This window comes from Aliinostoc maniaoense, assembly GCF_058172895.1.
This window is the reverse complement of sequence record NZ_CP187952.1, coordinates 6,275,536-6,288,704: the sequence shown is the minus strand read 5'-3', so window position 1 is coordinate 6,288,704 and position 13,169 is coordinate 6,275,536. Positions and strand designations below refer to the sequence as shown.

The window sequence follows — 13,169 nt, the reverse complement described above, 5'->3', positions numbered from 1 at the left end:
TTGTGATAATTTTGTCTATTTCTACAATTTATTCATCTTATGCAGGACTTAAAATTTTTAGCTATTTGTAGTTTAGTTACTTTCATACTTATTATGGCTAATAAATCTCTATTTATCAAAAGTTTAGGTTCTAGTCATATAGCCACTAAGGAAATTAAACAGGCATCTCAACAAATTAAATTAGAAGGATTCAGTAAAATTGAATCTGATTTTTGGGATAATATCAAAGAAATTGATAGCAAATCTTCAGTAGCTTTACAAGCTAAAGAGTTACAAATACTGGATAAAATTAATATTAAATATAAACCAGCAACTACCCTTAAACACTCACTATTTACTAGTCCACAATTAAAGCAGGTAAAACCTGCAAAAAATTTTTTGCTACTGGGTGATTCTATTATGGGTTTTCTAGGAGTTGCATTTGAAAATAATATCAAAAAATCAGATTACAACTTAGAACAGATTAAAGTTGCTTATAAAATTTCTACAGGATTAAATCGCATCGACTTTTATGATTGGTATGCACGCACACGAGAACTGATTCAACAGAATAACCCTGATGTGATGGTAGTAGTTTTTGGGGGCAATGATGACCAACACATTTTAGATATTAATAAAAAATTGCAAGGTGAATTAACTCCAGAGCGGGAAAAAGCTTATGAAGAACGTGTAGAAAGATATGCTAAATTACTGGATGAATATCCAATTAAAAAAATTTACTGGATAGGTCATCCTATTTCTAATGTTGCTAGATATAATAAATTTTTTCCTATTTTTAATCGTATTTATAAAAAAGTCTCAGAAGCTCATCCTAAAATTGAATTTGTTGATTATTGGAACACCTTTGCTGTCAATGGTAAATTTTCGCCTATAGCTGCTGATAGTACAGGTAGAAAAGCCAGAGTCAGGTATAACGATGGGGTACACCCTACTGAACATGGAGCTAAAATTATGATAGAAATTCTCAAAAAAAGAATGATAGAAGAAGGTGTCTTACAACCGAAATCAAAATCTGCTAGTCAGTCTCAAAAATAGTTGAAATTTTACCAATTAATTAGTTTCATAATCATGAAAAAAAAATCATATCGCAATTTTTATGTAACTGCCGCTATTGTCACCCTAGTTATTACAATATTTATTTGCGGACAAGTATTAGCAAATCCCATTGCCCAATTTAAGCAACACCAAAGTTATAATCTAGAACGCAATATTGTTTACACAACAGTAAACGATTATAACTTAAGTGTTGATGTTTATAAAAACAAAAAATCCGGTTTACGTCCTACATTAATGGTCATTCATGGTGGAGGTTGGATTAAAGGACAAAAAGAAGATGAATTATTTTTTAAACCGTATTTTGATTGGGGATTTTCTGTAGTTAATATTAACTATAGATTGGCAAATGTTGCATTAGCTCCGGCAGCAGTGGAAGATGCTGTATGTGCTTTAAACTGGGTAATGAATAACGCAGCAAAATATAATTTCGATCCAACCAAAATTGTTTTAACAGGATTTTCAGCCGGCGGACATTTAGCATTAACTACGGGGATGATGCCTGATGTGAGCAAATTTAATCAAAACTGTCCAGAAAGTAAACAAACTAAAGTTGCTGCAATAGTTAATTGGTCTGGAATTACTGATGTTAAGGACTTGTTAGTTGGTCAGAATCGCAAATATTTTGCTGTGCAATGGTTTGGCAATCGAAATTCCCCACGAGAAATAGAAATTGCCAAAAATGTCTCCCCCATTAATTTTGTACGTGAAAATCTCCCACCAATTTTGACGATACATGGTGAGAAAGATACTTTTGTTCCTTATAGCCATGCAGTCAGACTACATCAAGCATTACGTCAATTTGGGACTGTAAATCAATTATTTACAGTCAAAGGTGCAAAACATGGAGGTTTCAGTAAAGCCCAAAAAAAACAAATTTATGCAACTATTAAAGCATTCTTGAGCAAGCAAGGTGTAATTAAGAATAATTGAGAATTTTTGCAGGGCGTTTGCAAAATTACTGATCCCAAATTAGTTCTAAACGCTCTTGCGCTGTTTTCAGAGATTTTTCGGGCGACTCACCCAACAGTGTCGCTTCAATAGCTCGACCTAGACTATCAGATAAGCGACTATATCCAGCAATTATCGGTCGAGAGCCTGCTACAGACATCTGATCCGCAAATACTTTTAATACTGGTTGTTTGCTCATGAATTGCTGATAAGCTTTACTTTCAGTAGTTTTGATGTTCACTGGCAAAAAACCCGTACCTATACTCCATTCCGTTTGAAATTCTTCACTTAAAACATATTCCAAAAACTTCAGTGCAGCTTGCTCTCTAGTGGGAGTAGTTTTCATCAAATACATAACTCCCGTAGCTGTCACAGTTGCTGGTTCTACATTGGCAGGTATGGGAAACACATCATAATCAATGTTAGATTTCATGATATAAGTCCAAGGCCCTGTAATTTGCATAGCAACTCGACCAGAAATAAAAGCGTCCTCTTCATAACCCCGTTCTGGTGGAGATAAGGTTGCTGAACCATCTTTCATCAAGTCATTCCAGAATTGCAAAGCATTAATAGCCCCCTGGTTCGTTAAGTTCGGTTTATTCTCTGTAACTACCTCACCTCCAGCACTCAATAAAAAAGGAAACCAACTAAAAACAGTCCATCCTCCCTTTCCTAAAGGTAATAACATTCCATATTGTTCTGGTCTTTTATCTCCATTACGGTCAATAGTTAGCTTTTTAGCAACTTCCCTTAATTCTTCCCAAGTCTTAGGAGTTTCACTAATTCCCGCCGCTTCAAAAAGTTTTGGTCTGTAAAAAATACCGAGATTAGCAGTATATATAGGGATTGACCAAATATGGTCATTTAACTGCAATTGTTCCCATAAGTTGGGGATGATTTCTGATTTTAACGGTAACTTTTCCAACCATTCATCTAAAGGTTCAATTGCGCCTAATTCTGCAAATTGTCCTGTAGTTTGTGGGTCATATGCCAGAATATCTGGAGGTGCATTACCGACGACAGATGTTAAGATTTTTGGTAATTGTGGTTCACCTATAAAGATAGAATCTACTTGAATATCAGGATGATTTTCATTAAATTTATCTACTAATCTTGTAAATACATCTCGATTCGCAGGGGGATTAATAGATTGCCATAATTTCAGATGAATTACTTTGTTATCCTGCTGATTTATTCCCTGACAACCCGATAAAAATATCAGACATAAACTCATAACAATTGCTAGCAGTGATAATCGCCTACCTAAATTGATCATCTGCCGAAAAAGACTCTGATTTTTGGATGTGAAAAATATCAAGTTCATGCTCAACAGTTAATTAATTGCATCAAAATAACAATGAAATTGAAACCTAATATTGAAGAAACAATTTTTCCCTATACCCCTACACCCCTATCATTCTTCAGAGAACACTGCAAGATTTGAATATATCAGAGCATATTTACAAATGCAAAAAGCTCCCGTAACTAGTTTAAATTACAGCAAGTAGCTTGACATGAATATTTGATGATTGGCAGAGGGCAAAAGAGAGTTCGCAAAGGGTTTCCGTACCGCTATAGTACTGATCTCTGCTGGATTGTTCACTGCTGTAGTTAGTATTCTCTATTGGGTTATGACTACGAGATTTTACTTTAAACATATGAAACATTTATATCGGTCATCATCATGCTGTTAGTGGTGACAAGAATTACTTAGTTGATGTTTTTAATACTTGTCAAATATTCTTGACAAGGTGTTTTAAAAGTATTGTTATTAACATTAAAAACCTTAATACTGCTCCTTACCTACGAGGAATCAGGCTTTTCCCGCCTGTGTATTTCCTGTCTACGGTGTACACAAAAATATTATTTCTGCAATTATTTAAATCTTGAAAAAGCCTTAAAATCTTGATTTATAAAGAAAATCTGAACTTTTTTCTACACCTTAGCCAAATGGGGCAGAGGATGAGAGGCGGGTTTTGAGTATATTTTATACTTTGTAAACAACCTCTTGAGTTTTTGAGAGTGAGTATAATAGAATCTGTAAAGTTTTGTATGGGCATTCAGTATTTCTGCGCCCGTGCTATAAGATTCATTGTGTAATTTAATTATCTGAGGTTTCACCGATGTCAAAGCTTACCTCGACTATCGACGCGGATATGACTCGATTGATTACTCCAGAATTTCTCACCAATCTGACTCCAGAAGCTCTCAAAGTTTTTACATCTCCAGAACTTCTCAAAGGTCTAGAAGCGTTCATGTCCTTTATTGGTAAGGGAGTAGATATCCAGGGAATTTTTGATCTTGAGGATGCCTTCGCCCAAAATGAAGTTCGTGCTTCCCAGATTGCTTATCTCAAGTCTATTCCTGAAATCGCTCAAATCTTTGAAGAACGATATATTGGGCCTGCTTACAACCTAGAAGAGTTGAGCAAGATGCCTAAAGATTCTTTAGGCTATGCTTATGCGTATAACTTACGGGAAGTAAGCTATCCGGCAGGTTTTTATCCCCCTGTCGATGTTCTAGACGACGTAAGCTATTACAGTCTGCGTATGCGACAAACCCATGATATTTGGCATACAGTTTCAGGATATGGCCTGACTCTGTTTGGTGGAATTGGGATTACAGTATTTCAGTTTGCACAAAACCGCGATCCCCTGGGAGCAATGTTGTTAGCTGGAGACATCCTCAATATCATCAAAACCCAGAGAGATTTAGACACCTATATGCTGATTGTTCACGAGGCATATAATTTAGCTCGTCAAGCAAAACCCTTCTTGGCGCAGAAGTGGGAAGAGGCTTGGGAAAAGCCCTTAGCACAATGGAGAGAAGAGTTAAATGTCGCTCCTGTAACCTATCGAGAACCTTATTTGGACTTGGCAGCAGTGTAACTGATCCCCAAAGATGTGGGAAATTACTATGTTTGCCGCTTCCACAACTGCATAATAATCCTGCTTTCTAGTCTCATTTTTATAACCAAAACAGATGCTGTTGATGAAATATGACTTAATAGTGTCAATTGGATATACCAACGTTAAGGAATAATTCGTCAACAGTATTCAACACTTGTATAATGGCGCGGTTGATGGCGGCTTAATACCCAGGGTAAATATTCTAACTTTTCAATTCATACTTTCAAGAAACAGGGGTGTAAGGGTGTAGGGGTATAGGGGTATAGGGGAAGAAAAAAGTGTTTCTTTCATTCATAGCGGGTGGTGTGCCGCTAGTGCGGCTGCTCCTAAGAAATAAGGCAGGGAGCAGGGGGAAAGAGGATTTTACTGGTTTCTTTCGCCATTCCCGCAGGTGCGCCTCCGTTGGAGACTCATGTCTGATTAGGAAAATCGCTTTTTCCATATCCCTGTAAAAGTTAGGGTAAACTCTGGGTTTAGTCGGCAACCGCCAGCAATGCACACAAATGGAGATACGGATGTCCGAGCTGAAAACCCAATTCTTGTTTGATATTAGAATACAAGTTGAACCACCGATGGATGTGGGACAAGCACCTGATGGGCATCGTATGATCTTTATGGCCAAGTCTGGATATTTTGAGGGGCCGAAACTCAAAGGTGAGGTCATCCCGATGTCTGGCGGAGATTGGTCTAAAGTACGGGCTGATGGCTCTGGTGCAATTGATGTTCGTCTATGTCTCAAAACCCATGATGGGGCTGTGATTCTCATGACTTATGGGGGACGGATGGTAGCTAGCCCAGAAAACTTTGCGTATGCGGTGGATTACTTCAAGCCAGATGATCCCAAGGGCGCGGAGGAGCGATACTATTTCAGGACAAATCCTCTATTTGAAACAGGTGATGAGCGGTACGCATGGCTAAATAATATCATTGCGATCGGTAAGGGACGCACCGGTGAAGGTGGGGTAATTTACGAAGTCTTTGCAGTGAATTAGTTATCAGCTTCGACAGGTTGAGATAGGAATCTCGTTTGATTTCTAAAAAAGTCTCAGTATATGTAGTGGACTGATACGACTAAAATGTTGCAAAAAAAATTGTAGGTTGGGAAGCTACCACCGACGTAAGAAAACACAACACCAACATCTATGTTGAGTTTTCAAGATCCATGTTGGGTTGTGCTGCGCTTAACCCAACCTACATCTAATGCACAAATTTAGCTGTGTCAGTCCACTACTTAATATTGAATTTATCAATAGGCTCTAATTTAACTTGTGGAAGAAACGCTATTAGTAAAGTTCCTGCTGACACTAGTTTCGGCTCTGGTATAGATATAAGTTTCTGGTTCGGTTATTTTCTGGATTTTGCAGATTTTTTCGGCTCTTTCCCACAAATCGGTATCTTCTCCATAAGTCATGTGATTAAACCCTTGTAACTCAAAAAATACCTTTCTTTTGCCAAAAAATGTAGGGCCTAAAACACATTCTTTTAAGTTAATTAGTTTTCCTGGTTGATAATAATCAGCTACTAAGATTTCTTCTTCAGTGAAAAATCCTCCTTGAATTAAGTCAATTTCTGGATGATTTTTCATATACTCTAATCTTGATTCTAAATGATTGGGTTTATATGAATCATCACTATCAAGAAATGTGAGATATTTGCCAAAAGATGCCTGAATACCAGCATTTTTAGCATAACATTGTTTTTTATTGCGATGCTTTAGGTAACGGATATTGTTGTATTTGTCAAGATATGAATTGACAATTTCAAAGGTATGATCATTGCTGCCATCATCCACTATCAAAAGTTCCCAATTGAGAAAAGTTTGATTCAGGACACTATCAATTCCTTTTTTTAAGTGATGAGCGCGGTTATATGTACAGATGATAATGCTGATTTCTGGGGTGATGTCAAAAGCAATAGGACTCATGATGAGTTATTTGCAGATAAAAGGTAGGTGATTAGCACTCGGATATTATCATACAGCAGGGTTGGGGGCTTTCAAAGAAAAAAATCATCAATTTCTTTGGTGAGTAGGGGAAGCAGGGGTAGAAGAAAGTTGTAGTTTTATTTCATACTGATTTTTTTAATCAAGCAAATATCAGTTATATGGTATAAATTAGCTGAGAATATTGCAAACTTTAGTAGTTTTACTTAATTTTAGTGATTTTAATACATTAATTAAGCCTAAATTTTTTTACCCCTATGACGCATTTTGGGTTGATTTGCCCTACGGCTACGGGTCATTTAAATACTATGACTGCTTTGGGGCGCGAACTTAAAAAACGAGGTCATCGCGTGACGATGCTGGGAATGGCTGATGCAGAGCCTAATGCTAATGCTGCTGGTTTAGAGTTTCGCGCTATTTCTAAGGATGAGTTACCGCTTGGTACAATAGCTAAATTTTATGAGCAGTTGGGCAGACTCAATGGGTTAGCTGCTGTACGTTACACAACTTCTTTATCTGAAAAAACAACAGGTTTATTTTTGCGGGATGCGCCACAAGTTATTGAAGATGCTGGGATAGAAGCATTGATAATTGATGAATGTTTATTTGGGGGTAGTACGGTTGCAGAAGTTGTAAATATACCTTTTGTAACTGCTGCTTCTGCTTTGGTTAACGGTTTTGATTATTCTATTCCGCCATTTTTTACTACTTGGCGATATAGTCTGGCATGGTGGGCAAGATTAAGAAATGGTTTAGGTTATGAGTTAATGCTGAGTTTCGGTAAACCTATCCGACAAGTAATTGCACAATTTCGTCGTGAGCGTAATTTACCGCCTTGTACTAATATTAATGATTTTTACTCTGTTTCTAAATTAGCAATTATTAGTCAACAAGTTGCTGAGTTTGAATATCCCAGACCTAATTTAACAGGGTTGCTGCACTTTACAGGGCCTCACATTGATTCTACATCTAGACCATTTATTGATTTTCCCTTTGAAAAATTGAATGGGCAGCCTCTTATTTATGCGTCAATGGGAACATTACAAAATCGGCTACATAAGATTTTTTATCATATTGCTGAAAGTTGTATGGGTTTAGATGCTCAATTAGTTCTGGCTTTGGGAGGTGGACTAGAATCTAAAGATTTACCAAAGTTACCGGGAAATCCGATAGTTGTGAAATATGCACCGCAGTTAGAACTGCTACAAAAAGCAAGTTTAACTGTTTGTCATGCGGGAACTAATACTGTGTTGGAGTCATTGTTTTATGGTGTACCTTTGGTAACTATTCCTATTACTAATGACCAACCAGGGGTAGCTACACGTATTGTATGGTCTGGTGTAGGCAAGTTTATTTCTACTTCACGGTTGACTAGTTTTAGATTACGTCAGGCTATTGAAGAAGTATTGATGCAACCATCATATAAAGAGAATGCTTTGAGACTAAAAATGGCTATGAATCAAGCTGGTGGAGTGCGTCGGGCTATTGATATTATTGAGGATGTAATTTTAAAAAATTAGTCAGTTAATTGATAGCATTTATGTAATACAAATTCTCTATGAAGTTGCGCCGAATAAATGATGTAGAGACGTTGCATGTAACGTCTCTACAGTAAAGAATAAAGTGCGTCTATGGCTACGCCAGGCAAGCTACATCAAGAAACGGTATAAGTGTCACAATTGATGATTGGTGCGTGACGCTATGAGTTTTATGACTACGTTGCAATATTTTGGTAGCGTCACACACCCTACATGGAAATATACGACTCGGTAGAGTGGGAAATGTTGTGAGTCAGAATGTGATGAGGGTAGGTTTTTATTTGGTGGCGGAAATACAGGTAATTACTGGGTAGTCTGGATGAAATGTGTCTAATTCTTCAGGGGTTAATTCTTCTTTTGCAATGCCATGATATGTTGCTATTACTGTTAGGGGATTGCCATAAGTACGTATTTGTTTTTGGGAGAAGTTTCTGAACATCCAATTGAAAGCGTCAGGGAGAGGTCGCCAGTAATCTTGAGGCGTATCATGAATTTTTACGGCACTGGGAACGCTAGCAAAACATTTTCCTCCTGGTTTTAACCATGTGTGAATGTTTTCTATGACTATCCAAGGTGCATAACAATGCTCTAAAACATTAAAGAGGAGAATTGTATCAAAAGTGGCGGGTTGAATAATACTAATATCATGAGCATCACCAACGATGTCTTGTTCTGACCACTTTTCTATATTCAGTACACAATATGAATCATTATCACTTAATTGATAAGCTGCTTTGGCGTTTGGTATAGCACCAATTTCCATAATATTACCAACAATTTCTGGGCGAATTTTGGCAATAAATTGATTGAGATAATATCTGTCTATTGGTTCTCCTCTTAAAAAACCAAAGGCTTGACAAATGGGGTTTGTTCTTCTTAAGTTACCCCAGTCTAGGGACTCTTTGGTAGGAGATAATAAACCAATTTTTTCTAGGTGTAAAACTACTCTCAGAAAGTCGGCTATGTTGTTAATTTCTGCTAAATCATCTTGGAGTAAGAAGGGAGAGAATAAAGAGGTGAGAATTTGAGGATTGATTTCACTTAGGTTAGTGAGATGATGTTGTTGTGTTGGTTCAAAAAAACTGTTAAAGTCTTTTTCTAAGATGATTAAATCTCTATCTTTTAACAAGGTTAAGGCTTGTTGAGTAATGAGGGGGTGATATTGCTTGAGTGTGTGGGTAGTTTCTTCGCTAATAGGATCTAATTTTAATTTTGCAAAGGTTTTATAGGCTGATTCAATATCGTGTTGATGAATAAATATTTCTAGAATTGCTAACCAAGATTTGGCTGTAATGAGTTGTGGTTGACGGCGACTCCAGCTAAAAACTGCATAAAGTTGACCATTTTCTAGTTTTAAAAAGGCGTTGGGAGTATATTGTTGACTCATGAGTTAAATTACTGTGTATAGATTTGTTGGGATAGGGTTGGAATCTGTTTTAAATATGTAAAGTGTGGGCTAATTTTTTAAACGCAGAGGGGCGCGGAGGAAAACGCAGAGGGGCGCGGAGATTAGGCAATTTTATTAATGGTGTAGTTAGTAACTCAGCAGAGTAAGAAACGCTATAAAGGTTTTTTAGATTATGTTTAGAGGCTGGCGTGGGTATCATACCACGGTTCCATTATATTGAATTTTTCTAATAGTTTTTTTCCTAGGGGAATATCATAAAGAAATCCATTTAATCTAAATATTTTATAATACAAAAAAATGCGTTTGTAGAGATTGATGGCTTGAGTTTCTGAAAGCCATTTTCCTGGTGTTTCTTCGCCAAATAGTCCGCTAGAACCAAATTGAAATTTATGTTCGGTGTATTTGCCTTCTCGTGGGGGAAATGGGCAAGTTTGTTGGGTGATATTTTGTTGGCTAATAACTTTAAATTTTTGATAACCTAGTTTTTCTAAAATGTTAAATTCTGCAAGTAGGTTATTCCAAGAGTTTTTATCTGATTCTATGGAGATGAATTGTGGTTTAGTGTCGAAGTGCTGTAATGCTTTGACGCACAACATATCTGCGCCTTCAATATCTACTTTTAGGTAGTAGGGAATGCCAAATTGTTGCAAGATGTTTTCAAATTTACAACCTTGGACGGTGATTTCTTGGGAATTTGTGCCGAATATTTTGTTTCTTTGCACCCAGTCTGGAGAAATTGTACCCCAAACACTATGGTTAAGGTTAGCATAAAATGTGATTTCGCGATCTTGGGGAGCGATCGCTAAATTTAGAAGTTGCAATTGACCATTATCTATGTATGGTTGCAGTTTATGTTTGATAGTGTTATACAATTGGGGATCTGCTTCTATCCCGACGACTCGAAAGCCTTTTTTTAAATAGTATTCAGTATCTTCACCTTGATGAACACCAACGTCGATTATTAAATTTTTATCCATAGATAATGTGTTGTGACACGCTACAAGAAACCAGATATGTTTGATTTTTAGCAATCATGGTAATTTTGCCATATCAAGTTAGTTTTTGATCTCTAAGATTCCGGCTTGTGCATCTAATATGGCTGGTACTCCAACGGGTAAGGCAGCATTAGGGCTATCATGGCCAAAAGGTAAATCTGAAACTATGGGAATACCCAAATCAGATAAGCGATCGCGCACAACTTCCTCTATGGTAAAACTAGGTAGGTTGGCGGGTGCTTCGCATTTGGTAAAGCCACCTAGGGCAATACCCCTTACTTTGGCTAAGATACCACTTAAACGCCACTGTGTTAACATCCGGTCAATGCGGTAAGGGGCTTCGGTGACATCTTCTAAGGCTAAAATTACGCCATCAAAATGTGGTTGTATGGGTGTGTTTAACAGATGGGTAGCTACTGTTAAATTCCCTGGAAGTAGGATACCACTAGCAACGCCTCCTCCCCAACCGCAACCTTTAAGCGGTGGCAGGGGTTTGCCTTCGACACAATTGAATAAACGTTCTATTGACCAGTGTGGCTCATCAGCTAAAGTTGTTAGTACAGCACCATGTATTCCTGATATACCTGCGTTGTAGAGACTCCATAATAAAGCTGTGATATCAGAAAAACCTATGAGCCATTTGGGTGCTGAGGAATTAGTTTCCCAAGTCCAATTTTCTAAAATGCGAGTGCTACCAAAACCACCCCTAGCGCAGAGAATAGCGCGACAATGGGGATCTTGCCAAGCTGCTGCTAATTGATGACGGCGGTTTTCATCGGTGTTGGCTAAGTATCCCCAACGCTGATCAATATCAGGGGTAACTTGGATATCATAACCGCGCGATCGCCAAATTTCTAGACCACGTTCAAAGGCTGCAAATTCTCGCAAAGCACCACTTGGCGCGATAACTCGTATTAAGTCTCCGGGTTTGAGGGGTTCAGGTAATATTTTCGATTTCATTCAAGGTTTGCATCTGTTGCTTAATTTTGCAGCATTGGTATAAGTTGCAAATTGTAATATTCTACACTTAACAGGTGAAGTGCGATCGCCTTGAATTAATTGTGTTAGCCTACCTGACTTTTGACGGGATCTCAAGAATAGAGTGCTTTAATCCTGTTGCCTGTTTGCTCTTAAGCTTCAGGTTACGATATTAAGTCTTAAGATATATAAGATGCGATGGTCTACAACCTACAGCCGGTTATCGCATTTTGCTAGCATATCCTGAAAAAGCTTTGGTAGAAGAGTTTCATCAATTACTATAATATTCACTAATTATAGTTAAATTTGCTTAGTTATAGTTATGCGCGATCGCGTTTCCTTAAAGAATGTATCCGTCAGTCTCCCGTTTGGTATTGGTTCGATGGCTTGGGAAGTTGACCCCACAGAACGCAAGGCGGCTTGGTCGCTGTATGTAGAGTTGGTGACGCGCATTGCTGTGCAACTATATAAAGTTCATGAATTTTGACTTCAGATATAATTCATGTTAAATTTCGCCTGTTTCTACAAGTTCAGCATCAAAAATTAACCAACTTTGAAAGTGTTCTGTAATCCAGTCACTCACATCGGGATATTTATTTGTAATAGCTTTTAATCTGTTTCTCATATTTCTTTGATAATAACTCCGGTATTCTATATTTCTAATAGCAATCATATTTAAGATATAAGTTAACATTCTTAATCTTGCTATAGCCAATTTTAAATTTTGGCGAGCATAATTTATTATTGTTGACCTTTCTTTGTCTTGGATAAATGGAGAATATATATTATCTTCAATAATTCTCTTAAATTCTTGCTCATCTACATCTAATTCATAAAAAGCTTCTGAAGAAATTTCGTAATTAATTTTATTTCTTATTTCTGATTCACTTCCCAATTTGAAAGGTTGAATGCCAATATTCCAATATCTATCAATCCCTTGACGATTTCTAAAATCTTTAAAATTGTTAAAAAAAACCTGAAACTGTCTCTGATGTTCGTCAGTTGATTTCGTAATACTTTTGATATTAATCTCTTGCGCTTGATAGTTTCTAACTTGGCACTCTACAGAGGTATTCACCCAAGTCGTAAAGTTAAGTTGTGTTCTATTTAAAGCTTGTATCAGGAAAAAATTACCATAATATGAAGTAACAAAGCCCCAACTAAAATATCCTTTCTTCATCAAATAATCAGTAGAACAAATATTTAAAATAGCTTTAGATAGAAGTTTTTCAATATCAGCTAATATGTAATTGTTGACATTGTAAACAACAAAACCTTTTTCATAATCTTCTTTAGATTTATATAAACTATGTAAATGTTCTTTAAAAGAAAATTTTGCATCCCCATTACATTTTTTAAAGGCAATAGAAATTTCTTCCAAAGTTAAAGACACTT

12 protein-coding genes are annotated in these 13,169 nt (G+C 36.9%); 6 read left to right on the top strand and 6 right to left on the bottom strand.

The genetic code is table 11. The annotated features are described in order from the left end of the window. The first annotated feature begins 39 nt into the window (after nt 1-39). Both ACPZ3T_RS27650 and ACPZ3T_RS27645 read left to right on the top strand, forming a co-directional pair. Nucleotides 40-1,035 (top strand): DUF459 domain-containing protein, encoded by a 996-nt coding sequence (locus tag ACPZ3T_RS27650; protein WP_490272628.1) that lies wholly within the window; start codon nt 40-42, stop codon nt 1,033-1,035. Nucleotides 1,036-1,068: 33 nt separating this feature from the next. Continuing rightward, the gene (locus ACPZ3T_RS27645) at nt 1,069-1,986 is read left to right on the top strand and encodes an alpha/beta hydrolase fold domain-containing protein (protein WP_490272627.1); all 918 of its coding nucleotides are present in this window, start codon (nt 1,069-1,071) and stop codon (nt 1,984-1,986) included. A gap of 25 nt (nt 1,987-2,011) precedes the next feature. Here the strand turns inward: ACPZ3T_RS27645 and ACPZ3T_RS27640 are convergent, their stop codons facing one another. Further along, nucleotides 2,012-3,280 (bottom strand): ABC transporter substrate-binding protein, encoded by a 1,269-nt coding sequence (locus ACPZ3T_RS27640; RefSeq protein WP_490272626.1) that lies wholly within the window; start codon nt 3,278-3,280, stop codon nt 2,012-2,014. An 847-nt stretch (nt 3,281-4,127) separates the two neighbouring features. Between ACPZ3T_RS27640 and ACPZ3T_RS27635 the strand changes: the two genes are divergently transcribed. Then, the gene (locus tag ACPZ3T_RS27635; protein ID WP_490272625.1) at nt 4,128-4,892 is read left to right on the top strand and encodes a Coq4 family protein; all 765 of its coding nucleotides are present in this window, start codon (nt 4,128-4,130) and stop codon (nt 4,890-4,892) included. A 536-nt stretch (nt 4,893-5,428) separates the two neighbouring features. Then, nucleotides 5,429-5,905, top strand: a complete 477-nt coding sequence (locus ACPZ3T_RS27630) for a DUF3237 domain-containing protein (protein WP_490272624.1) — start codon at nt 5,429-5,431, stop codon at nt 5,903-5,905. Between the two features lie 269 nt (nt 5,906-6,174). On the opposite strand, the gene ACPZ3T_RS27625 is transcribed toward ACPZ3T_RS27630, so the two are convergent. Then, entirely contained in the window at nt 6,175-6,837 is a 663-nt protein-coding gene (locus ACPZ3T_RS27625; RefSeq protein ID WP_490272623.1) for a glycosyltransferase family 2 protein, read from the bottom strand. 275 nt (nt 6,838-7,112) lie between these two features. Here ACPZ3T_RS27625 and ACPZ3T_RS27620 point away from each other — a divergent pair, with 275 nt between their 5' ends. Next, nucleotides 7,113-8,375, top strand: coding sequence for a glycosyltransferase (locus ACPZ3T_RS27620; RefSeq protein ID WP_490272622.1), 1,263 nt, complete (start codon nt 7,113-7,115; stop codon nt 8,373-8,375). 295 nt (nt 8,376-8,670) lie between these two features. On the opposite strand, the gene ACPZ3T_RS27615 is transcribed toward ACPZ3T_RS27620, so the two are convergent. From ACPZ3T_RS27615 to ACPZ3T_RS27605, 3 genes are all read right to left on the bottom strand, one after another. Continuing rightward, nucleotides 8,671-9,780: a class I SAM-dependent methyltransferase gene (locus tag ACPZ3T_RS27615; RefSeq protein ID WP_490272621.1), complete on the bottom strand. Its 1,110-nt coding sequence runs from the start codon at nt 9,778-9,780 to the stop codon at nt 8,671-8,673. Between the two features lie 197 nt (nt 9,781-9,977). After that, nucleotides 9,978-10,778, bottom strand: a complete 801-nt coding sequence (locus tag ACPZ3T_RS27610) for an FkbM family methyltransferase (protein WP_490272620.1) — start codon at nt 10,776-10,778, stop codon at nt 9,978-9,980. 78 nt (nt 10,779-10,856) lie between these two features. Beyond that, nucleotides 10,857-11,756 (bottom strand): S66 peptidase family protein, encoded by a 900-nt coding sequence (locus ACPZ3T_RS27605; protein WP_490272619.1) that lies wholly within the window; start codon nt 11,754-11,756, stop codon nt 10,857-10,859. A 340-nt stretch (nt 11,757-12,096) separates the two neighbouring features. Here ACPZ3T_RS27605 and ACPZ3T_RS27600 point away from each other — a divergent pair, with 340 nt between their 5' ends. Next, nucleotides 12,097-12,261, top strand: a complete 165-nt coding sequence (locus ACPZ3T_RS27600; RefSeq protein WP_490277425.1) for a hypothetical protein — start codon at nt 12,097-12,099, stop codon at nt 12,259-12,261. 18 nt (nt 12,262-12,279) lie between these two features. Here the strand turns inward: ACPZ3T_RS27600 and ACPZ3T_RS27595 are convergent, their stop codons facing one another. Further along, entirely contained in the window at nt 12,280-13,167 is an 888-nt protein-coding gene (locus tag ACPZ3T_RS27595) for a hypothetical protein (protein ID WP_490272618.1), read from the bottom strand. Between the last annotated feature and the right edge of the window lie 2 nt (nt 13,168-13,169).